The 24,308-nt window shown below is 67.4% G+C and carries 21 protein-coding genes; 18 read left to right on the top strand and 3 right to left on the bottom strand.

From position 1 onward, the window contains the following. Nucleotides 1–64 precede the first annotated feature (64 nt). The 8 genes from RBB34_RS02240 (at nucleotide 65) to RBB34_RS02205 (ending at nucleotide 8,532) form a co-directional block, all read left to right on the top strand. Nucleotides 65–1,090, top strand: a complete 1,026-nt coding sequence (locus RBB34_RS02240) for an ABC transporter substrate-binding protein (RefSeq protein WP_306117562.1) — start codon at nucleotides 65–67, stop codon at nucleotides 1,088–1,090. A 14-nt stretch (nucleotides 1,091–1,104) separates the two neighbouring features. After that, nucleotides 1,105–1,908, top strand: coding sequence for an ABC transporter ATP-binding protein (locus RBB34_RS02235; protein WP_306117809.1), 804 nt, complete (start codon nucleotides 1,105–1,107; stop codon nucleotides 1,906–1,908). Beyond that, nucleotides 1,908–2,720: an ABC transporter permease gene (locus RBB34_RS02230; RefSeq protein WP_306117561.1), complete on the top strand. Its 813-nt coding sequence runs from the start codon at nucleotides 1,908–1,910 to the stop codon at nucleotides 2,718–2,720. The genes RBB34_RS02235 and RBB34_RS02230 overlap by 1 nt, the downstream gene beginning before the upstream one ends. A 45-nt stretch (nucleotides 2,721–2,765) precedes the next feature. Further along, nucleotides 2,766–4,127, top strand: a complete 1,362-nt coding sequence (locus RBB34_RS02225) for an FAD-dependent oxidoreductase (RefSeq protein WP_306117560.1) — start codon at nucleotides 2,766–2,768, stop codon at nucleotides 4,125–4,127. Further along, nucleotides 4,124–5,281 (top strand): CoA transferase, encoded by a 1,158-nt coding sequence (locus tag RBB34_RS02220; protein ID WP_306117559.1) that lies wholly within the window; start codon nucleotides 4,124–4,126, stop codon nucleotides 5,279–5,281. Before RBB34_RS02225 ends, RBB34_RS02220 begins: the two co-directional genes overlap by 4 nt. Then, nucleotides 5,278–6,051 (top strand): enoyl-CoA hydratase-related protein, encoded by a 774-nt coding sequence (locus tag RBB34_RS02215; RefSeq protein ID WP_306117558.1) that lies wholly within the window; start codon nucleotides 5,278–5,280, stop codon nucleotides 6,049–6,051. Before RBB34_RS02220 ends, RBB34_RS02215 begins: the two co-directional genes overlap by 4 nt. 128 nt (nucleotides 6,052–6,179) lie before the next feature. After that, nucleotides 6,180–7,091, top strand: coding sequence for a LysR family transcriptional regulator (locus RBB34_RS02210; protein WP_306117557.1), 912 nt, complete (start codon nucleotides 6,180–6,182; stop codon nucleotides 7,089–7,091). A gap of 28 nt (nucleotides 7,092–7,119) precedes the next feature. After that, nucleotides 7,120–8,532, top strand: coding sequence for an amidohydrolase family protein (locus RBB34_RS02205; protein ID WP_306117556.1), 1,413 nt, complete (start codon nucleotides 7,120–7,122; stop codon nucleotides 8,530–8,532). Nucleotides 8,533–8,538: 6 nt separating this feature from the next. Here RBB34_RS02205 and RBB34_RS02200 read toward each other — a convergent pair whose 3' ends face one another. The 3 genes from RBB34_RS02200 to putA all read right to left on the bottom strand — a co-directional run bounded on the left by RBB34_RS02200 (nucleotide 8,539) and on the right by putA (nucleotide 13,407). Continuing rightward, on the bottom strand, nucleotides 8,539–9,417 hold the full coding sequence (locus tag RBB34_RS02200; protein ID WP_306117555.1) for a dihydrodipicolinate synthase family protein: 879 nt from the start codon (nucleotides 9,415–9,417) through the stop codon (nucleotides 8,539–8,541). A 12-nt stretch (nucleotides 9,418–9,429) separates the two neighbouring features. Beyond that, nucleotides 9,430–9,771 carry a ferredoxin gene (gene fdxA, locus RBB34_RS02195; RefSeq protein WP_306117554.1) on the bottom strand — a complete coding sequence of 114 codons (342 nt, stop codon included), beginning with the start codon at nucleotides 9,769–9,771 and terminating at the stop codon, nucleotides 9,430–9,432. A 147-nt stretch (nucleotides 9,772–9,918) separates the two neighbouring features. After that, nucleotides 9,919–13,407, bottom strand: coding sequence for a bifunctional proline dehydrogenase/L-glutamate gamma-semialdehyde dehydrogenase PutA (gene putA / locus RBB34_RS02190; RefSeq protein WP_306117553.1), 3,489 nt, complete (start codon nucleotides 13,405–13,407; stop codon nucleotides 9,919–9,921). 126 nt (nucleotides 13,408–13,533) lie between these two features. Here putA and RBB34_RS02185 point away from each other — a divergent pair, with 126 nt between their 5' ends. The 10 genes from RBB34_RS02185 to RBB34_RS02140 all read left to right on the top strand — a co-directional run bounded on the left by RBB34_RS02185 (nucleotide 13,534) and on the right by RBB34_RS02140 (nucleotide 24,289). Further along, a complete protein-coding gene (locus RBB34_RS02185; protein WP_306117552.1) occupies nucleotides 13,534–13,998 on the top strand; it encodes an Lrp/AsnC ligand binding domain-containing protein in 465 nt (154 codons plus the stop codon). A 158-nt stretch (nucleotides 13,999–14,156) separates the two neighbouring features. Beyond that, nucleotides 14,157–14,807, top strand: a complete 651-nt coding sequence (locus tag RBB34_RS02180) for a cupin domain-containing protein (protein WP_306117551.1) — start codon at nucleotides 14,157–14,159, stop codon at nucleotides 14,805–14,807. 36 nt (nucleotides 14,808–14,843) lie between these two features. Next, the gene (locus RBB34_RS02175; RefSeq protein WP_306117550.1) at nucleotides 14,844–16,439 is read left to right on the top strand and encodes an ABC transporter substrate-binding protein; all 1,596 of its coding nucleotides are present in this window, start codon (nucleotides 14,844–14,846) and stop codon (nucleotides 16,437–16,439) included. Nucleotides 16,440–16,503: 64 nt separating this feature from the next. After that, the gene (locus RBB34_RS02170; protein WP_306117549.1) at nucleotides 16,504–17,529 is read left to right on the top strand and encodes an ABC transporter permease; all 1,026 of its coding nucleotides are present in this window, start codon (nucleotides 16,504–16,506) and stop codon (nucleotides 17,527–17,529) included. Next, entirely contained in the window at nucleotides 17,526–18,359 is an 834-nt protein-coding gene (locus tag RBB34_RS02165; protein ID WP_306117548.1) for an ABC transporter permease, read from the top strand. The genes RBB34_RS02170 and RBB34_RS02165 overlap by 4 nt, the downstream gene beginning before the upstream one ends. Beyond that, complete coding sequence (locus RBB34_RS02160; protein ID WP_306117547.1) at nucleotides 18,356–19,234, top strand: ABC transporter ATP-binding protein; 879 nt, start codon at nucleotides 18,356–18,358, stop codon at nucleotides 19,232–19,234. The genes RBB34_RS02165 and RBB34_RS02160 overlap by 4 nt, the downstream gene beginning before the upstream one ends. Further along, the gene (locus tag RBB34_RS02155) at nucleotides 19,231–20,049 is read left to right on the top strand and encodes an ATP-binding cassette domain-containing protein (RefSeq protein ID WP_306117546.1); all 819 of its coding nucleotides are present in this window, start codon (nucleotides 19,231–19,233) and stop codon (nucleotides 20,047–20,049) included. The genes RBB34_RS02160 and RBB34_RS02155 overlap by 4 nt, the downstream gene beginning before the upstream one ends. After that, nucleotides 20,046–20,540: a GAF domain-containing protein gene (locus RBB34_RS02150; RefSeq protein WP_306117545.1), complete on the top strand. Its 495-nt coding sequence runs from the start codon at nucleotides 20,046–20,048 to the stop codon at nucleotides 20,538–20,540. The genes RBB34_RS02155 and RBB34_RS02150 overlap by 4 nt, the downstream gene beginning before the upstream one ends. Nucleotides 20,541–20,542: 2 nt before the next feature. Further along, on the top strand, nucleotides 20,543–22,618 hold the full coding sequence (locus RBB34_RS02145) for a hydantoinase/oxoprolinase family protein (RefSeq protein ID WP_306117544.1): 2,076 nt from the start codon (nucleotides 20,543–20,545) through the stop codon (nucleotides 22,616–22,618). A gap of 12 nt (nucleotides 22,619–22,630) precedes the next feature. Next, nucleotides 22,631–24,289, top strand: a complete 1,659-nt coding sequence (locus tag RBB34_RS02140; RefSeq protein WP_306117543.1) for a hydantoinase B/oxoprolinase family protein — start codon at nucleotides 22,631–22,633, stop codon at nucleotides 24,287–24,289. The last annotated feature ends 19 nt before the right edge of the window (nucleotides 24,290–24,308 follow it).

Here is a 24,308-nt window from a genome sequence, read left to right as displayed (position 1 = left end):
CGTCCAGGGAGTGAATTGGCGGCCAGAATGCGATGTCCGGCCGTCCGCCAAAGGGAGAACTGCCATGAACCACCTGCTGACCAAGCGCCGATTTCTCGCCGCATCGGGCGCCACACTGGCCGCGGCGGCCACGACCAGCCTGATCGGCGTCCGGCGCGCCGGCGCCCAGAGCACGGTAACCATGCAGTTGGGATGGCTGGCTTCCAACGGCATCACCGGCGAGGTCGTCGCCCAGAAGAACGGATACTACGAAGAGGAAGGCGTGAACCTGGAGATCGTGCCAGGCGGGCCGAACGTCGACGGTGTTGCCGGCGTGGCCGCCGGCCGGTCAACGCTCGGCCAGTTGTCGTCGAGCCCGTCCGTCATGCTGGCCCGTTCGGCCGGCATTCCGGTCAAGGCGTTTGCGGCGGGCTATCAGAAGCATCCCTTCACCTATTTCTCGCTGGAAGCCGACCCCATTCGCGAGCCGGCCGACATGGTCGGCAAGACCATCGCCACCCAGCCGACCGCCTTCATCCTGCTGCGCGCGCTTCTCGCCGCCAACGACATCTCCGAGGACGATGTCGAGATCGTCAATATGGGCTCGGACATGAACCAGCTCATGACCGGCCAGGCCCAGGCCGTCACCGGCTGGCTGACCAACACCAACGCGCTCAAGGTGATTGGCGATGATCGCGTCGACCTGATGCTGTGGGACACCGGCATCCAGCTTTATGCCAATGTCTATTACGCCACCGACGAGACGCTGGACAACGACGCCGAGCCCATCGCCGCCTTCATGCGCGGCTCGGCCCGCGGCTGGGGCTTTGCCCGCGAGAACCCCGAGGCGGCGGTCGACGCGCTCGTCGAGGCCTATCCCAATCTCGACAAGGCCAGCGAGCTCGAAGCGATCCAGGGCGTGCTCGAATTCTCCTTCAACGAGAACACCGCCGAGAACGGCTGGGCCGCGATGAACCGCGAGAACTGGGAGCGGCAGATCCGGCAATACGCCGATCTCGACCAGTTCAAGGGCGAGGTGCCCTCGGTCGACGACGTCATGACCTTGAAGATCCTCGAAATGACCGAGGACATCCGCAAAGAGGTCGGGTAATGGCCATCGCCGCCATGGAGCCGGACGCGGCACATGCCGCGCCCGCTCCGCGATCGGCGACGGCGCCGGCAATCCGGGTGGCCGGCGTCGACGTCACCTTCGGCGAGGGGCCCGGAAGGGTCTCCGCGCTCAAGGACGTCTGCGTCGACATCGCCGAGGGCTCGTTCGTGACCATCCTCGGCCCGTCCGGCTGCGGCAAGTCGACCCTTCTGCGCGCCATCGCCGATCTGGTGCCGATCTCGGCGGGGTCCATCGACGTGCACGGCCGCACGCCCCATGACGCGCGGCGCGACCGCAATTTTTCCTTCGTCTTTCAGGACGCAACGCTTCTGCCCTGGCGCAGCGCCATCGACAATGTGCGTCTGCCGCTCGAGGTGGGCGGCGGCGGCGACGCCCATGCCGACCCCGCCGACCTGCTTGCGCTTGTCGGCTTGCGCGGCCGGGAGAACGCGCTGCCGGACGAACTGTCCGGTGGCATGCGCCAGCGCGTCGCGATCGCCCGCGCGCTGGTCACCAGACCGAAGATCCTGCTGATGGACGAACCCTTCGGCGCGCTCGACGAGATCACCCGCGACAAGCTCAATGAGGAGCTTTTGCGGATCTGGCGCGAGACCGGCACGACGATCCTGTTCGTCACCCATTCCATCCCCGAGGCGGCGTTTCTGGGTCAGAACGTGCTGACGCTCGCCGCCCATCCGGGCCGGGTGCGCGAATTCCTGTCCATCGACCTGCCCGAGCCGCGCCGCCTTGCCATCCGCGACACGATGGAATTCATCGAGATCACCGCGCATCTGCGCAAGCAGCTGGAGGCGTGCTGATGACCGACACCAGCGCCGGCAGCGTTCCGGCCACGACGCCCTATCCCAGGTTCTTCGACGTCATCGCCGCCAAGTGGCCGCCGCTGGCCGCCGTCATCGGCCTGCTCGCGCTGTGGCAGGGCATCGTCTGGGGTTTTTCGGTGCCCACCTACATTGCGCCCGGCCCGGTCGATGTACTCGGCGCCTTCCGCGACAATGCCGGCACCTTGTGGACCAATTTCTGGCCCACCTTCATGGAGGCGATCCTCGGCTTCTTCTTCGGCAACCTGGTCGCGATCCTGCTGGCGGTCGTCTTCGTGCACAGCCGCACCGCCGAGCGCGCCTTCTTTCCGATCGCCGTCTTCGTCAACACCATTCCGATCATCGCCGTCGCCCCGATCCTGGTGCTGATCTTCGGCAACGGCTATGCGCCCAAGATCATCATCGCCGCGCTGATCTGCTTCTTTCCGACGCTCGTGAACATGGTGCGCGGCCTGCGCGCGGTATCGCCGGCAACGCTCGATCTGATGCGCGTGCTTTCGGCGTCCAACGCCGAGATCTTCTGGAAGGTGCGCGTGCAGAGCTCGCTGCCCTTCCTGTTCGCCGCGCTCAAGATCGCCAGCACGACCTGCGTGATCGGCGCCATCGTCGCCGAATGGATCGGCTCCAGCTTCGGCCTGGGCGCGCTGATCATCGAGGCGACCTACAATTTCCGCTCGCCGCTTCTTTACGCGACGGTCTTCACCGCAGCGCTCCTTGCGGTGCTGCTGTTTTCGCTGGTCACCGTCGCCGAACGGCGCCTGATCCGCTGGAAGACCCCGGCCGTCCACTGACACGGCCGGCAACGAGAACAAACACGGTTTAGGGAAGGGATCGCCATGGCATCCGACACCATCACGGAACAGGGCCGCCACACGCCCATCGTCGACCGCTCCGACGTTGTCGTGGTCGGCGGCGGCCCGGCCGGCATTTCGGCGGCCATCTCCGCCGCCCGCAACGGCGCCACCGTCACCCTGCTCGAGCGCTACCCCTATCTGGGCGGCCTCGCCTCGGGCGGCATGGTGCTCATCCTCGACGACATGCACAACGACACCGAGATCACGGTGACGGGCCTTTGCGCCGAGATGATCGACCGCATGAAGTCGATGGACCTGTGCGTAACGCCCGACGAGCCCGACCGCATGCCCGATCGGCGCGACCTGCCCGAGATGTGGCGCAAATACGCCCGCTGGGGCCTGTTCGACTTCCACACCCAGAAGATGCCGCATCCGATCTGCTATGCCGCCGCCTTCGACCCGGACGGCTACAAGCGCGCCGCCTATGCCATGACCGGCGATGCCAGGGTCAAGCTGCGCCTGCACAGCTGGTTCGCCGACACCATCGTCGACGATGGCGCGATCCGCGGCGTCATCTGCCAGACCAAGCAGGGGCGCCAGGCGATCATGGGCGATGTCGTCATCGACACGACCGGCGACCTCGACGTCGCCGCCTCGGCCGGCGCCGCCTTCCAGGAAGCCTCCTTCATCCTGACCACCGTCTCGCGCTGGGGCGGCGTCGACACCGACAAGGCCGAGGAGTTCCAGTTCGGCGAGCCAGAGACCTTCAACAAGCTCGACCACGAAGCCAAGCGCATCATCGGCGGCAGTTGGGCCTATTGGTGGCTGAAGACGCCGCTGCCGGGCGTGGTCTGGCTGAACTGCCCGCACATGCCCAAGCTCAACGGCCTGCATGTCGCCGACCTCACCGCCGCCGAGCTCGAGGGCCGCGCCCGCATCGACCGCCTGCTCGACTTCGCCCGGCAGAACATGCCCGGCTTTGAGAACGCCTACATCGTCGATTTCGCGCCGCAGACCGGCGTGCGCACGACGCGCCTTCTCGAGGGCGAGTATGTCGTCACCAAGGAGGACGTCATGCAGCGCCGCTATTTCGAGGACACCGTGTGCCGCGGCCGCGACTATTACACACCCTATCGCGCCCTGTTGCCGCGCGAGGTCGATCAGTTGCTCGTCGCCGGCCGCCACTATTCGGCAACGCCCCAGGCGCAGAAGACCAGCCGCGAGATCCCGCCCTGCATGGCCCAGGGCGAAGCGGTCGGCATCGCCGCCGCGCTCGCGCTCGATGCCGGCACGAGCGTCCGGCAGGTCGACCACACCGCCATCCAGCGCCGGATGCGCGCCCAGGGCGCCGATCCCGGCGACCGACCCTCTGCCAATGCCAGCTTTCCGGAGGCCGCCGAATGAACCCGCTCCCGCTTGACGGCATCCGCGTCATCGACTTCACCCAGGTCATGCTCGGGCCGAGTTGCACCCAGGTGCTCGCCGATTACGGCGCCGAGGTGATCAAGATCGAAAAGCAGAAGATCGGCGACCTGTCGCGCTGGTCGCTGGGCGAGGATCCCGACGGCCTCAACAACCCGGTCTTCTGCTCGCTCAACCGCAACAAGAAGTCGATCACGCTCAATCTGAAGGACGAGAGCGACCGCGCGCTCGTCCTCGATCTGATCGACACCGCCGATGTCGTCGTCTCCAATTTCCGCCCCGGCGTGATGGAGCGCATGGGCCTTGGCTATGACGAGCTGAAGGCGCGCAACAAGGCCATCATCTTTGCCGTGGGCACCGGTTTCGGGCTCGAGGGCCCCAACCGGCACAAGGGCGGCCAGGACATTCTCGCCCAGGCCATGACCGGCCTGATGGACCGGCGCGCCGACCCCGACCTGCCGGTGACAATCTATCCGACCCCGCTTTGCGACTACACCGCCGGCATGCACATGGTTCAGGGCATTCTGCTGGCCATCCTGCAGCGCCAGAAGACTGGCGAAGGCCAGGTGATCTCGGTGAGCCTTTACAATTCCATGCTCGCCCTGCAGATGCAGGAGGCGGCCGCACACCTGATGCGCGGCAAGGATCTGAACTGGGCCGCCTTCCCGCTCACCGGCGTGTTCGAGACGACCACCGGCCCGTTCGTGATGGTCGGCGCGTTCAAGCCCAACCCGCTGCGCGACATCTGCCAGGCGCTCGGCATCGGCGATCTGTCCCAAGACCCGCGCTATGCCGATTTCGACAGCCAGGCCGCCCATCGCGCCGATCTGCAGGCAATCTTCCGGCGCGAGTTCGCCAGGGCCAGCCGCGAGCACTGGCTCGAACGGCTCGAGGCCGTCGACATCCTGTGCGCGCCCGTGCGCACCATGGCCGAAGCGCTCGCGGACGAGCAGACCGCCGTCAACAAGATGATCGTCGACGCCGGGCGAACCGATGCCGGCCCGGTCCGCCTGATCGCCAGCCCGATCGAGATGTCGGCGGCCCCGCTCGCGGTGCGCCAGACGCCGCCCAGGCTCGGCGAGCACAACGATGTCTACAAGACGGCCCTCGCGAACAGGAAAGCACGCGTGGCGTGAGCATTCACTACGACATCGCCGACCGCGTGGCGCGGATCACCATCGACCGGCCCGAGCGGATGAACGCCATCGACCGGGCCGCCGAGGCCGAGCTGGAGCGCATCTGGTCCGATCTTGAAGCGCGCAACGACGTCGCCTGCGCCGTGCTCACGGGCGCCGGCGAAAAGGCGTTCTCGGTCGGCGCGGACATGAAGGACACCTCGCTGTCGGGCCTTGAATACTGGGCCGCCTCGCGCCCCAACGGCTTTGGCGGCATCGCCTTTCGCAACAGCCTCGACGTTCCGGTGATCGCCCGCGTCAACGGCTACGCGCTGGGCGGCGGTTTCGAAATGGTGCTGGGCTGCGACATCGTCATCGCAGCCGCCCACGCCGGGTTCGGCCTGCCCGAAGGCCGCGTCGGGCGCATGCCGCTCGATGGCGGCATGGTGCTGCTGCAGCGCAAGATCCCGCACAATCAGGCGATGGGTGTCATGCTCACCGGCCGCCGCCTCGGCGCCGACGAGATGGCCCGCTTCGGGCTTGTCAACCAGGTCGCGCCCGCCGGCGAACTGGACGCGACGGTCGATGCCTGGCTCGACGACCTGCTCGCCATGGCGCCGCTGTCGCTGCGCGCCATCAAGCAGACAGTCAACCGCACCGCCCATCTGCCGCCGGCCGAGGCCCAGGCGCTGAAGATGCCCGCAGTGGTCGCCGCCCTTCGCAGCGAGGATGCCGACGAAGGCGTCAGGGCATTCCTTGAAAAGCGCGCCCCGGTCTGGCGCGGCCGGTGAGCTTGCGGATTCGTTGCATATGCATTTTAATACGCGAAGTCATTGATTTGGACAACCTATCTGCGAGCCCGCGCGGTGATGCGCAACAGACGCCAGGATGACGCCAGGATGTCCCGCGAGGTAGAGCCATGATGCACGCCGCGGTTCTGCGCTATTTCGTTGCAGTCGCGCGCGCCGGCTCGATCCGCAAGGCCTCCGAGGAACTTCACGTCGCCGCCTCGGCCATCAGCCGCCAGATCATGAAGATGGAAGAGGACCTCGGCATGCCGCTTTTCGAGCGGTTGCCGGCCGGGCTCAAGCTGACCTCCGCCGGCCGCGCGGCGATGGAACACGCCGAACGCACGCTCAACGACTACGAGATCCTCAAGAGCGATCTGGGCGCCCTGCGCGGCCACAAGACCGGCACGGTCAAGATCGCCACGCTCGACAGCCTGCTGGTCGACTTCATCCCCGATCAGTTGCTCGCCTTCCACGCCCGCAATCCCAATGTCGACTTCCAGGTGCGCAGCGCCGCCCATGGTCGCATCGTCCACCACGTCGCCGAGGGCGAGGCCGATATCGGCATCACCTTCGACCTGGCGCGCTCGCAGGATCTCGATTTCATCGGCGCCGTGCCGATGCCGCTGATGGCGATGGTCGCCAGCAATCATCGGCTCGCGCGCGCCGAGGCGGTGACGCTGACCGAATGCGCCCAGTTCAACCTGTTCCTGCAACTGGACACCGAGCCGATCCGTTCGTTCATCGATATCGAGCTGTCCATGCTTCAGCGCACCGGCCGCGTGCTGGTCGCGTCCAACAATCTCAACATGATCAAGCCGCTGATCATGGCCGGCGTCGGCGTTGCCTTCTACACCCCGCTCGGCATGGCGCGTGAGATCCGCGAGGGCAAGATCGTCGGCGTGCCGCTCAAGGGCACGCGTCTGGGCGGGCTGAAGATGGGCATTCTGGTGCCGCGACGCCGCCGCGCGACCCACGCCACCGAGGCGATGATCGACCATCTGTGCGCCGGCCTGAACGACGTCGCCTCGACATGTCGCTGACGACGCGTCGGCGCCCGGGACCGGCGTGATGACCGTCACGCTCGACGTCGATAGCTGGCTCGCCGAACCGGCACGCACGCCCCATCGCCGCGTCCGCCTCCATTGCGCCGATGGCGACATCGCCGTTCATCCGCTGCCGCACGGTGCGGCAAGCGACGGCCGGCTTGCCCTGCCCGCGCCGATCAATGCCCACGACCATGGCTATGGCATCCGCACGCTCGACTTCGGCGCCCATGACGACGCGCTCGAACCGTGGATCGCGCATCTGCGCCTGCGGCCGCCGACCGATCCAGGCCTGGAGGCGCTGGTCGCCTTTTGCCGCATGGCGCTTGCCGGCTGCGCCGGCACCATGCATTGCCACAATTCGCTCAACCTCGAGCGCCTGCCAGAGGAGGCCGCCGCCGTCATCGCCGCGGCCCGGACGGTGGGAATCCGGCTCGGGCTGTCATGCCCGCTGCTCGATGCCTCGCCCTTCGTCTATGGCGGCATCGACGCGCTCGCCGGCACGGTGCCCGACGCCGACATCGCCTGGCTCTCGGAACGCGCTCCACGCCCGCCGCCGGTCAGCGAGCAGATCGCCACGGTCGAGCACATCGCCAGGCAGAACACCGGCCCGCTGGTCGACATCCAGTTCGGCCCGATCGGCCCGCAATGGTGCTCGAACGCGCTGCTGGAGGCGATCGCGGACGCCTCGGCGCTGAGCGGGCGGCGCATCCACATGCACCTGCTCGAAAGCCCGCGCCAGCGCACCCATCTCGATGCGCGGTTTCCGCAAGGCATCGTCGCCTATCTCGACGAGATCGGCTTTCTGTCGGACCGGCTGACCATCGCCCATGGCGTCCAGTTGCGGCCGCCGGAGATCGAGCGCCTTGCCGAGCGCGGCGTGCGGCTTGCCACCAACCCATCGGCCAATCTGCGCCTGCGCTCCGGCATACTGCCCGACATGGCGGTCGATGGCGGCATGCCATGGGCCGTCGGGCTCGACGGCACGGGCCTGGACGACGATCAGGACATCTGGCGCGAAATGCGCCTGTTCGCCGTGCTGCACAATGGAAACGGCCTGTCGCCGGCCATCGCGCCCGCCGATATCTTCACCGCGGCGAGCCAGACCGGCCCGGCGATCATCGGCGCCCCGCCGGGCGCGGACGTTGTTGCCGTCGACTGGCCGGCGCTCGCCCGCGATGCCCTGTTCGACGAACGGCAGACGCCGCAAGCGCGCCTTCTTGGCCGCATGCGCGCCGAGCATGTAACAGACCTTGTCGTTGCCGGCCGGGCGATCGTCGAGGGCGGCCGGCTGCGGACCGTCGACTTTCCGGCCGCGCGCCAGGAACTGGCGTCGCAGGCCCGTGCCCGCAGCGCCGGTTTCGACGGCAAACGCACCGAGGCGGCGCGGATTGCCCGGATCGTGCGCGCCCACTATCGGGCAATCGGTCACCCCTGAGGGCTGTCAGACCGCCATCGAGGCCAAGTCAGGCAACTTGCTTTTCTGCTCTTCGGTCAGGCGCACGAAGGGCGGCAGCGGCACGGCATAGGCCTCATCGCCGTGCAGCTCGCCGACAAGCTGCTTGACCGCCGGCACCAGCGGCTGGGCGGCGATCCCGGCCCGCGCGGCCCGGACCCGTTCGGCCATGGCGGCATCGTCAGGCGCACGCCACAGCGCGCCTGCCAGCGGCGCCGACAGGTTGACCGTTGCCGAAATGCAGCCGGCAAAGCCGCGCGCTCGCGCCTGCGAAAGCGAGCCCTCGTCGCTGGGAAACACGTCAAAGCCGTCGATCCGGGCGAGTTCCGCCGCATAGTCCAGATCGCCCGAACTGTCCTTGGCGCCGACGATGCGGCCGGAAAACTCGTCGGCCAACCGACCGACAAGTTCGGGCGAAAAGCGCAGGCCCGTCATCTGCGGAAAGTTGTAAAGATAGATCGGGATCGGCGCGTTCGCCGTCGCCGCCACCAGCGCGGCGAAGAAGGCGAAAAGCCCGTCATCGCCGACACCCTTGTAGTAATAGGGCGGCAGCACCAGCGCCGCGGCAAAGCCGGCGGCATGGGCATGGCGCGTCAGCGCGATGGTCGTGGGCAGGTCCGGGCAGCCCGTGCCGACCATCATCGGCGCATCGGGCATCGCCTCGGCGGCCGCCGTCATCAGGGCGCGGCGCTGGTCGGCGGAAAACGAGGTGGCCTCGCCGGTCGTGCCCAGAACGTTCAGCCCGTCACAGCCATTGGCCATCAGCCAGCGCGCATGGCGCACGAAGCGCTCGGCATCGGGGGCGCCGGCGGCGTCGATGGGCGTGACTATGGCGGCGATCACGCCGGAGGGTCGTGCAGCGGTCATGGGGGTTCCGGTTCAGGCTTTCGCCGGCGCGCGCGCCGGCCAGTTGGCGACCAGCGGGTGGTCCTTGTCGGTCGTGTGGGCCGCGTCCCAGCCGCCCGGCTCGCCCCAGCCGGTCACCTCGGGGCCGAAGAACTGGCGATTGGCGGTTTCGAACGGCTTGAGTTCGGCGGGCATGTCGATGTCGTAATGGATGGCGTCGACCGGACAGATGGAAAGGCACAGCCCGCAATTGATGCATTCGTCGGGCTGGATGTAGAACATCCGCCCGCCTTCATAGATGCAGTCGACCGGGCAGGCAAGCGTGCACGAGGCATCCTTCTCGTCGATGCACGGATCCGCGATGATATAGGCCATCTACCCTCCCAAGCGGCACTGGCCCGATATTAGCGCGGCATCGGCGGGCGTGAAGCGCCGAGTTTCGCAAACCGTGTTGCCGGTTCGGCAATGACTTTCGCTTCCTGCATCGCGTTGCTGCATGAAGCGGCGCGCAGCCCGGCGCCGTCAGCTCATCTGTGCCAGCAGCGCGGCATTGCCGCCGGCGGCCGTCGTGTCGATGCAGATGTGCCGTTCGATCAGGCACAGCCGGCCGATCGGATCGGCGACCAGAAGCGGCAGGATCGGACCGTCGCGCGCCGCCAGCGCCCGCCGGATGCGACGCGCCGCCGCTTCATCGCCCCAATAGGCGATCGCATCGAACCCGTCGAGCCGGTCCAGTTCGCCCGGATCGAGCACGCCGTCGATCACGTTCGCCCCGCAGGCGCCCGGCGCGACGATCAGCGCGGCGCAGCCGGCCGCCATCGCCTGGCGGGCTTGCGCCTGGCCGTCGTCGAGCGTTGGTCCAAGGCACAGCACCAGCCCGCGCGCATAGATCGACCAGCGGTTCGATTCGCCCGTCGGCCCGGGCAGGTCGCGCGTCTCGCGCGGAGTGCCATCGATCTCGGCGCGCAGGCGCGTGATCGCCGCCTGCACCTTTGCGCGGTCGGCCGGCCGGCCTTCGGCGGCGGGCCGGGCCGGCAACGGCCGTTTGACGAAACGCGGCAGATAGAGCGGCCCGCCCGCCTTGGGGCCGGTGCCCGAAAGCCCCTCTCCGCCAAAGGGCTGCGAGCCGACAATGGCGCCGATCTGGTTGCGGTTGACATAGATGTTGCCCGCCCGCACGCGGCGCGCGACCGTTTCGACCCGGTCGTCGATGCGCGAATGCAGCCCGAAGGTGAGCCCGTAGCCGGCCGCATTGACGGCATCGATCACGGCATCGAGCGCTTCGGCCCTGAAGGTCGCCACATGCAGCACCGGGCCGAACACCTCGCGGGTCACCTCTTCGATGCCGCTGACGGCGATCACCGATGGCCCGACGAAATGGCCGCTCTGCGGCGCGTCGAGCCGCTTCAGCAGCCGTCCCTGGGCTTGGGCCTCATCGACATAGCCGCCGATCCCGGCGCGCGCCTTGGCGTCGATCACCGGGCCGACATCGGTGGAAAGCCGCCACGGGTCCCCGACGGCGAGTTCGTCCATGGCGCCGTACAGCATCGTCAGGAACGGCTCGGCTATGTCCTCCTGCACATAGAGCACGCGCAGCGCCGAGCACCGCTGGCCGGCCGACCGAAACGCCGAGGTGACGATGTCGGTGATCGCCTGTTCGGGCAGCGCCGTCGAATCGACGATCATCGCATTGATACCGCCGGTTTCGGCGATCAGCGGCGCGGCGGGCGCGATGTCGGCGGCCATGGCGCGATGGATCGCCTGCGCCGTAGCCGTCGAACCGGTGAAGCACACGCCGTCGATGCGCGGGTCCGATGTGATGGCGGCGCCCACCGTGCCGCCCGTGCCGGGCAGCAATTGCAGCGCCGCGCGCGGCACGCCGGCCTCGTGCATGAGTTCGACGGCGCGGTGCGCCATCAGCGCGGTCGCTTCGGCCGGCTTGGCGATCACCGCATTGCCGGCGGCGAGCGCGGCGGCGATCTGCCCGGTGAAGATCGCGAGTGGAAAGTTCCATGGCGAGATGCAGGCAAACGTGCCGCACGGCTCGCCGTCGCCCGCATCGCGCGCCTGCGCGGCGTAGTAGCGCAGAAAATCGGCCGCCTCGCGCAGCTCGGCGATGCCGTCCTCGGTGATCTTGCCCGCTTCACGCGTGGCGATGGCGAACAGTTCGCCGAAACGGGCCTCGTAGAGGTCGGCGACGCCCTCGAGCGTTGCGGCGCGCTCGCTCACCGGCGCCCGCCACGCACGCGCGCCGCCCAGCGCCGCCTCGATATCGGCCATGCTCGCCTCGGCAACGGTACCGACGGTATCGTCCGGCCGCGCCGGATTGACGACGGTCACCGTCTTGCGTCCCTCATCGGGGCACCCCTGGGCGATGAGCGGCGCGGCGCGCCATGTCGCCTCGGCGAAAGGCGCACGCGCGGCCTCGATCGCGGCGATATCGGCGCGGTCGGTCAGATCGAACCCCTTCGAATTGGCCCGTTCGGGCCGGAAGATGTCAGCCGGCGCCGCGACCGGCCGGGCGGGCGCCCGGGCGAGCGCGTCGAACGGGTCGGCGGCGACCGTCTCGGGCGGGATCGCCTCGTCGACGATCTGGTTGACGAGCGAGCTGTTCGCCCCGTTCTCCAGCAGCCGGCGTACCAGATAGGCCAGCAGGTCGCGATGGGCGCCAACCGGCGCATAGATGCGGCAGCGCGTCCCCTCGGTCTGCATCACCCGCGCATGCAGGCTCTCGCCCATGCCGTGCAGGCGCTGGAACTCATAGGCGTTTCGCGGCGCGCCCATTTCCAGGATCGCGGCGACCGAATGGGCATTGTGGGTGGCAAATTGCGGATAGATGCGGTCGGTCAGCCCGAGCATGTGCCGGGCGCAGGTCAGATAGGCGACATCGGTCGCCGGCTTGCGGGTGAAGACCGGAAAGCCGGCAAGGCCCGCCACCTGGGCGCGCTTGATCTCGGTGTCCCAATAGGCGCCCTTGACGAGCCGCACCATGACGCGCCGGTCATGGCGATCCGCGAGCGCGTGCAGCCAGTCGATCACGCCCATCGCGCGCTTGCCATAGGCCTGCACCACCACGCCGAACCCGTCCCAACCCGAAAGCGCCGGATCGGCGATCACCCGTTCGATGACATCGAGCGACAATTCCAGCCGATCGGCCTCCTCGGCATCGATGTTCAGCCCGATGCCGGCCCCGGCCGCCATGCGCGCCAGTTCGACGACGCGCGGCACGAGTTCGTCCATCACGCGCGCGCGCTGCGGCTCCTCGTAGCGCGGATGCAGCGCCGAAAGCTTGATCGAGATGCCCGGATTGCGGTCGACATCGTCATGGGTCGCAGCCTTCGCGATGGCCGCGATCGCGCCGGCATAGGCGTCATGATAGCCCTGCGCATCCCGTGCGGTCAGCGCCGCCTCGCCCAGCATGTCGTAGGAATAGGCAAAGCCACTGGCCTGGTGTGCGTCGGCGCGCTCCATCGCCTCGTCGATCGTGCGCCCGAGCACGAACTGCCGGCCCAACTCGCGGATCGCCTGGCGCACCGCGGTGCGGATCACCGGCTCGCCCAGCCGCTTGACGGCGCCGCGCATGACGCCGGCGAAGCCGCCCCGTGGCGGCTCGCGCAGCACATTGCCCGTCAGCATCAGCGCCCAGGTCGAGGCGTTGACGAGCGAGGAGGCCGACCTGCCCAGATGGGTGCCCCATTGCGACGGCGCGATCTTGTCCTCGATCAGCGCGTCCATGGTCTCGGCGTCCGGAACGCGCAACAGGCTCTCGGCCAGGCACATCAGCGCGATGCCCTCATCGGTCGAAAGCCCGTATTCGGCCAGGAAGACCTCCATCATGCCCGGCCGGTCCATCCTGCGGATATCGCCGACCAGCGCGGTGGCCCGTGCCACCGCCCGCCGGCGCAGATCCGCGTCGATCGCCGCGCGCGCCTTCATGCGCGCCAGAACGGTGTCTTCATCGGCAAGATGATCGCGCGCGATCTGCGCACGCAGCGGGTTCAGCGGGTCCATGCGGGCCTCATCACAGGTTCGACGGGGCCAGACTATCGCGGGCGATGCAGGCTTTCAGCCCCTTGCAATCAACTTGAAATGCCATATGAACCAAAGTAGCCTCGAAATTCGGACGATCATCCTGCCATGGGCGACACCATAGCCAATCTGGATCGCATCGACCGTCGCATCGTCGCCGAACTGGGCCGCGACGGCCGCATGGCGATCACCACGCTTGCCCGCAAGGTGGGCCTTTCCAAGACGCCCTGCCAGATCCGCGTCCGGCGCCTGGTCGAAAGCGGCGTCATTCGCGGCTTCCGCGCCGTCATCGACCCGCGCAAGGTCGGCCTGGAGCATGTCGCCTTCGTCGAGGTCAAGCTGAACGACACCACCGAGGCCGCGCTCGGCGCCTTCAACGCCGCGGTGGGCGAGATCGCCGAGGTCGAGCAGTGCCACATGATCGCCGGCCCCTTCGACTATCTGCTCAAGGTGCGTACCGGCGACATCGCCGCCTATCGCCGCGTGCTCGGCGAGCGCATCTCGGCGCTGCCCCATGTCGCCAACACCTCCACCTATGTCTCCATGGAAGCGGTCAAGGACCCCGGCGCCTGAGCCACATCTTCAACGGCGCGTGCGCATGCCGGCGCGGGCCGCTCCCAGGGCGTTTTAGTATTGATAAAGTTCGGCTTGACTCCCTGTCTGATGGCCGTCATCGTTTTTACAAATACTAAAAGCCTGGGGAGGTAAGGGTGGACAGCGAGCCTGCCCCCTTGACGCCATCGAAGCGCGCCGAACCCGCGACGGACAGGGACGGTCAGGCCCCGCTGGGCCAGCGGCTGCGCCGGCGACGCAAGGCGCTGTCGCTGACCCTGAAGGAGGTGGCCGACGGCGCGGGCCTTTCGGCCGGTTTCATTTCCCAGGTCGAGCGCGGGCTGACCGCGCCGTCGCTGTCCTCGCTGGTCTCGATCTCGCGCGTGCTCGGCACCCAGATCTCGACCTTCCTGGAACAGCCGCGCGCCGATGCCAGCCACACGCGCCAGCAGCGGCGCCAGTTCTACCGTATCGAGGGCCACCAGATCGCCTATGAGCGCGTCTCGGCCTCCTTTGCCCGCCAGCAGATGCATTCGGTGATCATTCACATGCCGCCGGGTCACCGGTCCGAGCCGATCGCCCATGAGGGCGAGGAACTTCACTTCGTGCTCGAAGGTGCCATCACCTCCGAGATCGACGGCGAGGTCGTCGTGCTCAATGCCGGCGACAGCGTGCATTACCCCTCCACGCGGCGCCACAGCCTCTGGAACCACACCGAACGGGAAGCGGTGATCCTCTGGGTCGGCACGATGGATCTGTTCGACGAGCAGATCGGGGCCGCGCGGAGGGCCGCAAACAAACCGGCGGAAACGGCCAGCACGCCGGAATGAACAGTGCAACGGCCAGATGAAGCAGGAGCACTTGCAATGACAACGACACTGAAGACATGGGGCGCCGCCCTACTCGCCGCCACCACGATGGCCGCCGCCATTCCTGCCGCGCAGGCAGGCGGCGTCCTGCGCCTCGACGAGGTCGCCGTCGGCGAACTCGACCCCGGCAAGGCCTCGGACTATGCCGACTCCATCCTGATGTTCAATGTCTACGACACGCTCGTCATTCCCAACCAGGGCGGGCCGGGCCACCAGCCGCACCTGGCGACGAGCTGGGAACAGGACGGCACCTCCGTCACCTTCAAGCTGCGCGACGACGTCACCTTCAACAGCGGCAATCCGCTGACCGCCGAGGATGTGGTCTTCTCGCTCGAGCGCATGAAGACGCTCGGCCAGGGCCTTTCTTATCTGTTCGGCGACGTCGAGGGCGCCGAGGCGCTGGACGAGCACACCGTGCGCTTCGACCTTGCCCGGCCCTATGCGCCGTTCATCGCCGCGCTGGTGCGTCTGCCGATCATCGACAAGCAGGCCGTCATGGACAATCTGGGCGAAGGCGAGGGCGAGATGGGAGACTGGGGCCAGGCCTATCTGTCGGCCAACAGCGCCGGCACCGGCGCCTATACGGTCGTCTCGCACAACCCCCAGCAGGAAACGGTCATGGAGATGAACCCGGACTATTTCCTTGGCGTGCCCGAGGCCGCGCCCGACACGGTGCGCCTGCGCTACGGCCTGGAGGCGGCGACCGTGCGCACGCTGATCACCCAGGGCGAGCACGACATCGCCTCGCAATGGCTGCCGCCGGAAGTGATCAAGGCGCTCGAGGCCAATGGCGCCCAGCTCTTCACCGAAAGCGGCACCGGCGCGTTCTACGTCAAGATGAACACCACCAAGCCGCCTCTCGACGACGTCAACTGCCGGCTCGCGCTGTCCAAGGCCTTCGACTATGGCGCCGCGCTGCAGATGATCGCGATCACCGACCAGATCGCCCAGGGCTCGGCGCCCACCGGCGCCATTCCCGTGGGCATGTTCGGCGCCAATCCGGCCGACCAGACGCTCGGCCGCGATCTCGACGCCGCCAAGCAGCACCTGGCGGACTGCCAGTACAGCCCGGAAGACTTCACCCTGGAAATCTCCTGGATCGCCGAGGTGCCGATCGAGGAGCGCTTCGCGCTGCTCATGCAGGCCAATTTCGCCGAACTGGGCATCCGCTCGGAGATCACCAAGCTGCCCTGGGCCCTGTTCTCCGAACAGGTGTCGAAGCCCGAGAACACGCCGCACATCTCCCAGCTCTTCGTCAACGCGGTGACCGGCGATCCCGACACGCTTCTTTACGGCCAGTATCACTCCTCGACCGCCGGCACCTGGCAGTCGCCCGAATATCTGAACGATCCCGAAGTGGACCGGCATCTGGAGGCCGGCCGCACCGCGCAGACGCCCCAGGCGCGCGAGCAAGCCTATTCGGCGCTCAACGAGCGGCTGATGGAGATCGCGCCGACCATCTATGGCTATGACCGCCAGTCGGTCTTCGCCGCCAGCAGCCGCGTGAAGGCGCCGGCCCTGACCGATCCCGAGGCCGCCTTCGGCCTTGACGGCATGGGCTTTTCCTTCCGCCTGATGGAAGTCGCCGACTGACCCCGGACCGGATCGCGGGCACGGCATGGTCGCCCAGCCCGCGATCGTGCAACGGCGTGATGCCATGACCCCTGTCCTGCGCCTGCTCGCAAAGCGGCTGGCGACATCGCTGATCGTGCTCGTCGGTGTCTCCATGCTGATCTTCGCCATCGCCCGAATCATACCGGGCGACCCGGCGCGGATCGCGCTGGGCCCCAACGCGACCGCCGAGCAGATCGCCGCCTTGCGCGCGCAATTGCATCTCGATCAGTCCGTCTTCGTCCAGTACGGCTATTTCGTCGCCGACGTCCTGCGCGGCGATCTGGGCATTTCGCTCTACACCAACCGGCCGGTGACCACCGACATCGCCCAGTTCCTGCCCGCAACGCTCGAACTGATCCTGGTCGCCGGCGCCATGATGATCGCCTTCGGCCTGCCGCTCGGCATCTGGTCGGCCCGCTACAAGGGCAAATGGGCCGACAACCTCATCCGCCTGATCTCGCTTCTGGGCGTGTCGGCGCCGAGCTTCGTCTGGGCGGTCATCCTGATGCTTCTGTTTGCCTTCTATCTGCCGCTGTTTCCAATTGCCGGGCGCATCTCGGACGACATCGTCGTCACCCCCGTGACCGGCTTCCTGATGATCGATACGCTGGTTGCCGGCAATCTGCGGGCTTTTGCCGATGCGGCGTGGCACATCGCCCTGCCCGCCTTCGCGCTGGCGCTTTCGGGCATCGGGCAGGCCGCCCGGCTGACCCGCGCCAACATGGTCGAGACCTATGAGCGCCCCTATATCGAGATGGCGCGGTCCTACGGCTTTTCCGAGCGCCGCATCGCCAATCGCTACGCCTTCAAGCCCTCGCTGATCCCGTCGCTGACGATTATCGGGCTCGATTTCGCGGCCATGCTCGGCAATGCGTTCCTGGTCGAGGCGATCTTCGCCTGGCCGGGCCTTTCGCGCTATGGCGTCGAGGTGATCCTGCGCAAGGATCTCAACGGCATCGTCGGCACGGTGCTGATCATCTCGGCGACCTTCCTGATCGTCAACATCATCGTCGATCTTCTGATCGCCTTTCTCAATCCGCGCATCCGCCATTCGCAGAGGGCGTCATGAGGCGCACCTTCGCCATCCTTGCGGCCAACCCGCTGTCGCTGCTCGGCCTCGTCCTCGTCGCGCTGGTGGTGATCTCGGCGGTGTTCGCCGACTTCATCGCTCCGTTTCCGGCCCATCGCGGCGCGGTCGTCGATTTCGCCAACTTCAACCAGCCGCCGCAATGGCCCTACATCTTCGGCACCGATCTGGTCGGCCGCGACCTGTTCAGCCGCATCATCTACGCCTATCGCATTTCGCTGGTCCTGGGCATCGTCGTGCTCGCCATCGCCGTTCCCATCGGCGTGACGATCGGCCTTCTGGCCGGCTATCTGGGCGGCTGGACCGAATATCTGCTGATGCGGCTGACCGACGTCTTCCTGTCGATCCCGCCGCTGGTGCTTGCCATGTCGATCATGGGCGTGCTCGAGCCGACGCTGACCAACGGCATGCTGGCGGTCACCGCCATGTGGTGGCCCTGGTATGCGCGGCTCGTCTACAACATCACGCGCGGCGAGCGCGAGGAGGGCTACGTGCTGGCCGCCGAGGTGATCGGCGCCTCCAGGGGCCATGTCATCTTCCGCGAGATCCTGCCCAATTGCATGCCGGCGGTCATCACCAAGATGACGCTCGACATGGGCTTTGTCATTCTCATCGCCTCCTCGCTCTCCTTTCTGGGGCTCGGCGTGCAGCCCCCGACGCCCGACCTTGGCTCGATGGTCGCCGCCGGGGCGACCTATCTGCCCGATTCGTGGTGGCTGACCGTGTTTCCCGGCCTTGCCATTCTGGTGGCCGTATTCGGCTTCAATCTCATCGGCGATGCGCTGCGCGACATTCTGGGAGCGGATCAATGAGCGCGCCCATGCTCGACATCCGCGACCTGCATCTGAGCTTCAAGGGCCATACCGGCCTGACCGAAGTGCTGCACGGCATATCCCTGCACATCCAGCCGGGCGAGCGCGTCGCGCTGGTCGGCGAGAGCGGCTCGGGCAAGTCGGTGACGGCGCGGATCGTCCTCGGCCTGCTGCAGGATCTGCCATCGGCGCGGATCACCGGCCAGGTTCTGTTCGACGGACGCGATCTGGAGCTGATGTCCTCGCGTGCGCGCCACGCCCTGCGCGGCACGGCCATGTCGATGATCTTCCAGGATCCGACCTCATCGCTCAACCCGGTCTTCCGCATCGCCGACCAGTTCCACGACGTGCTGCGCCGCGCCGATCCGTCGGTCGCGAAAGCGGCAGCGCACGACCGCGCCGCCGCGATCCTCGCCGAGGTGTCGATCCGCGATGCGCAGCGCGTGCTCAACGCCTATCCCTTCCAGCTCTCGGGCGGCATGAACCAGCGCGTGATGATCGCCATGGCGCTCGCCAACGAGCCGGCGTTGCTGATCGCCGACGAGCCGGGCACCGCGCTGGACGTCACCGTGCAGGCGCAGACGCTGCAGCTGATGCGCCGGCTGGTCGAGGACCATCACACGGCGGTCCTGTTCATCTCGCACAATCTGGGCGTGGTGCGCGAATTCGCCGACCGGCTCTATGTCATATACAAGGGCCGAATGGTCGAGCAGGGCCCCACCGATGCCGTCTTCGCCGATCCGCGCCATCCCTATACGCGCGCGCTGATGGCCGCCGTGCCGCACCTGACCGGCGGCGGCATTCCCGAGATCGCCGAGGCTTCGCCCGATTTCGCCGCGCCGCTCGTCGACCACGAGGCGGAGGCGCCATCATGACCGCGCCGATCCTGCGCCTGAGCGATGTCAGCCGCACCTTCGGAACCGGCGACGGCGCGGTGCACGCGGTCCGATCGGTCTCCTTCGACGTCGCCGCCGGCGAGTGCCTTGCCATCGTCGGCGAATCGGGCTCGGGCAAGTCGACGCTGGCCAACATGATCCTTGGCATCTATCCGCCGACGACCGGCGAGATCGCGCTCGAGGGCACGGTCCTGCCGGCCCGGCGCGCGCTCGCCCACCGGCAGGCGATCCAGCTCGTCCAGCAGAACCCGCTGTCCTCGCTCAATCCCAAGCGCTCGATCGGCGCGACGCTGCGGCTCGCGCTCGACGTGCACGGGATCGGCGCGCCGGCCGACCGCGCAGCCATCGTCGGCGCCCTGCTCGAGGAGGTCGGCCTTGCCGCCGAATACGCAAGACGCGCGCCGGCCGCGCTGTCGGGCGGACAACGCCAGAGGGTCGCCATCGCCCGCGCGCTCGCCTGCCAGTCGCGCGTGGTCGTGCTCGACGAGCCGACCTCGGCGCTCGACGTGCTGGTGCAGGCGCGCGTCTTGCGCCTGCTCGATGCGCTGCGCGCCGAACGCGGGCTGACCTACATCTTCATCACCCACGATCTGTCGGTCGTGCGCAACATCGCCGACCGCATCGCGGTCTTCGAAAAGGGCCGGATGATCGAGATCGGCGACACCGAGACCATCTTCTCGGCACCCTCGCAGACCTATACCCGCCGCCTGATCAGCGCCGTGCCCGTCATCACCGGGGACGAACTGGCCCTGCGCGACAAGCTTGCCGCCCACACAAAAGAGGATGCCCCTTGACTGCCACCGCCTTCACCGCCGCACTCGCCAGCCCCGGCAACCAGCCGCGCGCCACCTTCGACGCGCTGTGCGCGCTGGCCCGCCGGACCGTCGGCGCCAGGCTGTTCACCCTGATGACCTTCGACGCCACCACCCGCCAGGCGCGCCGCATCTATTCGAACATGCCCGACGCCTATCCCGAGCTCGGCACCAAGCCGGTCAACCAGACCCACTGGACCGCCCATGTGCTCGACGGCCACAGGACCTTCGTCGCCAACGACATCGCCGGCATCGCCGAGGTGTTCGGCGATCATGACCTCATCGCTTCGCTGGGCTGCGAATCGGTCATCAATGTCCCGATCGTGGTCGATGGCGGGGTGATCGGCACGATCAACTGCCTCGATGGCGCCGGCCATTACACGCCCGAGCGCGTCGCCGCCTCCGAAGCGCTCAAGCTGCCCGGCGCGAGCGCGTTTCTTCTCGACCATTTTCTCACCGCCAGGGGAGCCTGACCATGTCGACGAAAACGACGCGCGTTGCAACCGATGTCGGCGGAACGTTCACCGATCTTGTGGTGTTCGAGACCGACACCGCGACCGGCCAGTCGCAGATCCGCACCGCCAAGTCGGACACCACCCCGCCCGACTACGAAAAGGGCGTGCTCGACGTGCTCGAGAAGGGCGGGGTCGACCCCGCCGCCATCGACTTTCTCGCGCACGGCACCACGGTCGTCATCAACGCGCTGACCGAGCGCAAGGGCGTCAAGGTCGGCCTGATCACCACGCAAGGCTTTCGCGACACGCTGGAGATCGCGCGCGGCAACCGGCCGGACTTCTTCAACCTGCACTATCGCAAGCCCGCCCCGTTCGTGCCGCGCCATCTGCGCCGCGAACTGCCCGGGCGCATGACCTACAAGGGCGAGGAACGCGCACCGCTGGACCTGTCGCCGCTGCCGGCGATCATAGCGGACTTCAAGGCCGAGGGCGTCGCAGCGATCGCCATCTGCTTCCTGCATTCCTACGCCAATCCGACCCATGAACAGGCCGCGCTCGATGAGGTCCGCCGGCTCTGGCCGGAGGTTTCGGCCGTCGCATCGCACCAGATCACGCGCGAATGGCGCGAGTACGAACGCACCAACACGGCGGTGCTGTCGGCCTATGTGCAGCCCGTCGCCGAGCGCTATCTTCAGCGCCTGGACGATGGGCTCAAGTCGCGGGGCTTTACGGGAAGCCCCTACATCATGCAGTCCAACTGCGGCGTCGACTCGCTTCAGGCGGTCTCGCGCATTCCGATCACCATGGTCGAGTCCGGCCCCGCCTCGGGTTTCTGGGGCGCGGCGGAACTGGGCAAGCTGATCGGCGAGCCCAACGTGATCGCCCTCGATATCGGTGGCACGACGGCGAAATGCTCGCTGATCGAGAACGGCCAGATCAAGATCATGACCGACTACTGGATCGAGCGCGACCGCACATCGGCCGGTTATCCGATCATGGTGCCGGTGGTCGATCTGGTCGAGATCGGCAATGGCGGTGGTTCGATCGCCTGGGTCGACGACTACGGCAAGCTGCATGTCGGCCCGCAATCGGCCGGCGCCCAGCCCGGCCCGGCAGCCTATGGTCGCGGCGGCACCGAGGCGACGACGACTGATGCCAACCTCCGGCTCGGCCGCATCAACCCCGACTATTTCTGCGGCGGCGAGGTGGCCGCCGACATGGCGGCCGTCGAGACCGCCATCCGTGCCGTCGGCGACAGGCTCGGTGTCGATGCCGACGAGGCGGCGCGCGGCATCATCCGCATCGCCAACAACAACATGGTCAATGCGCTCAAGCTTGTCTCGCTGAATCGGGGCTTCGATCCGCGCGATTTCACCCTCGTCGCCTTCGGCGGCGGCGGGGCGATGCATGCGGTCGCCCTCGCCCAGGAACTGGGCGTCAAGCGCGTCGTCGTGCCGGCCGGCGCCTCGGTCTTTTCGGCCTGGGGCATGATGATGTCGGACCTCCGGCGCGACTATTTCGTCACCAATCTGGCCGATCTCGTCCCGGACAATGCCGCAACCATCGAGACCCTGTTCGCGGAAACGGAAGACCGCGCCCGCGCCCAGTTCGAGGCCGAAGGCGTTGCCGGCGACAAGGTCTCGTTCCTGCGCTTCGGCAAGTTCCGCTACCAGAACCAGGAACACACGACCGAAGTGCTGCTCGACGATGGCGCGATCACGCCCGAGCGCGTCGCGGCGATCGAGGCAGCGTTCCACGAGACCTATGAGCGCGAATACACCTACCGGCTCGACGCGCCGGTCGAGATGGTCGGCATTCATCTGGTCGCCGCCGCCGAGATCGGCAAGCTGACGGTCGCCGAACGGCCGCTGGGCGACGACGATCCCAGCCCCGCGGTCAAGGGCGCCCGCCAGGTCGACTTCGCGCTCGAGGGCGAGCACGAGGCGATCATCTATGACGGCGAGAAGCTGCAGCCGGGCATGGTGTTCGAGGGTCCGGCCATCGTCGAGGATCCGGGCACCACGATCGTCATCCATCCGGGCAGCCGCGCGAAGATGGACGGCCATGGCAACATCATCATCGACATTGCGGGCTGAGGGAGGCGCACCATGACGACCCACGACCCCATCACGCTGGAAATCATCCAGAACTCGCTGCAATCGGCGGCCGACGAGATGTTCGCGGCGATGAAGAAGACGGCGATGAGCTCGATCATCTACGAGGTGCTGGACATGGGCACCGGCATCCTCGACGCCAAAGGCGAGATCGCCTGTTCGGGCGCGGGCATTCCCGCCTTCATCGGGGTGCTCGACAAGGCGGTCAAGGTGATCGCGGCAAAGTATGACGAACCGGGCGCCGTCAGGCCCGGCGACGTCTTCGCCACCAACGACCCCTATCATGGCGGCGTCACCCATCTCAACGACATCGTCGTCGCCATGCCGGTCTTCGTCGACGGCGAACTGATCGCCTGGACCGCCAACATCGCCCACAATTCCGATGTCGGCGGCATGGCGCCCGGCTCGCTTTCGGGCGACGCCACCGAGATATTCCAGGAAGGCCTGCGCCTGCCGGCGGTCAAGATCATCGCCGAAGGCACGCCGATCAAGCCGGTCTTCGACATCATCAAGGTCAATTCGCGCATGCCCGACGTGCTCGAGGGCGATGTCTGGGCGGCGATCGCCTCGGTGCGCATCGGCGCCCGGCGCCTTGCCGAGATCGCCGGCAAATACGGTGTCGGGACCTTCAAGACCGCCATGGACCATTTCATGGACTATGGCGAGACGGTCTCGCGTACGGAACTGGCCAACCTGCCCAAGGGCACGTTCGAACTCTCCGAGGAGCAGGACGACGGGCGCATCTTCAACGTCAAGATCACCATCACCGACGACGCCTTCACCGTCGATCTGACCGACAATCCCGACCAGTCGCCAAATCCGGTCAACACCAGCCGCGACGGCGTCATGGTCGCCGCGCAGATGATCTTCAAGTCGCTCACCGATCCCTATTCGCCGGCCAATGGCGGCTCGTTCCGTCCGATCGCGCTGCTGACGCGCGAGGGATCGGTCTTCCACGCCTCCGAGCCGGCGCCGATCGGCTTTTACTACGAGATCGAACTGCGCGTTTACGACCTGATGTGGCGATGCCTGGCCCCGCATATGCCCGACCGGCTCGCGGCGGGGCACTTCGCCTCGGTCTGCGGCACCTTCATCGGCGGCATCCACCCCGACACGGGCCGCCAGTACACCATCATCGAACCGCAACTGGGCGGCTGGGGCGCCAGCCGCAACGCCGACGGCAACAGCGCCATCTTCTGCGGCTTTCACGGCGAGACCTACAACTGTCCAGCCGAGATCAACGAGGCGCGAAACGGCCTTTACGTCGACCGCATGGAACTGAACACCGAACCCGGCGGAGAAGGCGAGCACACCGGCGGGCGCGGCATCGTGATGGACTATCGCGTGCGCGCCGACAACGGCTTTCTGACCGCCGGCTACACCCGCTCGAAATTCCCCGCCTGGTCGCTCGACGGCGGCCGTGAGGGCTCGCCCAACTATGTCGAATACCGGCCGAAGGACGGCGCACCGCAACGCTTTGCCTTCGTCTCTGGCCTGACCACCCGCACGGACGACGTGATCCGCGTCGTCACCGGCAATGGCGGCGGCCTGGGCGATCCGAAAAGGCGCGACCCCGAAGCCGTGCGCGCCGACGTCAAAAACGGACTGATCACGGCCGAACGCGCCCGCGAGGTCTATGGCGTGACGGTCTGATGTGCACAGGAGGAAAGAC

It is taken from the genome of Roseitalea sp. MMSF_3546, assembly GCF_030732865.1.
Classification (GTDB): Bacteria; Pseudomonadota; Alphaproteobacteria; order Rhizobiales; family Rhizobiaceae; genus Roseitalea.
The sequence above is the reverse complement of the archived record's forward strand: the minus strand, read 5'-3'. Positions and strand labels throughout refer to the sequence as shown.

Coding starts and splice junctions, on each gene's coding strand:
- RBB34_RS02240 (WP_306117562.1), top strand. CDS start 65: ATGAACCACCTGCTGACCAAGCGCCGATTTCTCGCCGCATCGGGCGCC.
- RBB34_RS02235 (WP_306117809.1), top strand. CDS start 1,105: ATGGAGCCGGACGCGGCACATGCCGCGCCCGCTCCGCGATCGGCGACG.
- RBB34_RS02230 (WP_306117561.1), top strand. CDS start 1,908: ATGACCGACACCAGCGCCGGCAGCGTTCCGGCCACGACGCCCTATCCC.
- RBB34_RS02225 (WP_306117560.1), top strand. CDS start 2,766: ATGGCATCCGACACCATCACGGAACAGGGCCGCCACACGCCCATCGTC.
- RBB34_RS02220 (WP_306117559.1), top strand. CDS start 4,124: ATGAACCCGCTCCCGCTTGACGGCATCCGCGTCATCGACTTCACCCAG.
- RBB34_RS02210 (WP_306117557.1), top strand. CDS start 6,180: ATGATGCACGCCGCGGTTCTGCGCTATTTCGTTGCAGTCGCGCGCGCC.
- RBB34_RS02205 (WP_306117556.1), top strand. CDS start 7,120: ATGACCGTCACGCTCGACGTCGATAGCTGGCTCGCCGAACCGGCACGC.
- RBB34_RS02200 (WP_306117555.1), bottom strand. CDS start 9,417: ATGACCGCTGCACGACCCTCCGGCGTGATCGCCGCCATAGTCACGCCC.
- fdxA (WP_306117554.1), bottom strand. CDS start 9,771: ATGGCCTATATCATCGCGGATCCGTGCATCGACGAGAAGGATGCCTCG.
- putA (WP_306117553.1), bottom strand. CDS start 13,407: ATGGACCCGCTGAACCCGCTGCGTGCGCAGATCGCGCGCGATCATCTT.
- RBB34_RS02185 (WP_306117552.1), top strand. CDS start 13,534: ATGGGCGACACCATAGCCAATCTGGATCGCATCGACCGTCGCATCGTC.
- RBB34_RS02175 (WP_306117550.1), top strand. CDS start 14,844: ATGACAACGACACTGAAGACATGGGGCGCCGCCCTACTCGCCGCCACC.
- RBB34_RS02170 (WP_306117549.1), top strand. CDS start 16,504: ATGACCCCTGTCCTGCGCCTGCTCGCAAAGCGGCTGGCGACATCGCTG.
- RBB34_RS02165 (WP_306117548.1), top strand. CDS start 17,526: ATGAGGCGCACCTTCGCCATCCTTGCGGCCAACCCGCTGTCGCTGCTC.
- RBB34_RS02160 (WP_306117547.1), top strand. CDS start 18,356: ATGAGCGCGCCCATGCTCGACATCCGCGACCTGCATCTGAGCTTCAAG.
- RBB34_RS02155 (WP_306117546.1), top strand. CDS start 19,231: ATGACCGCGCCGATCCTGCGCCTGAGCGATGTCAGCCGCACCTTCGGA.
- RBB34_RS02145 (WP_306117544.1), top strand. CDS start 20,543: ATGTCGACGAAAACGACGCGCGTTGCAACCGATGTCGGCGGAACGTTC.
- RBB34_RS02140 (WP_306117543.1), top strand. CDS start 22,631: ATGACGACCCACGACCCCATCACGCTGGAAATCATCCAGAACTCGCTG.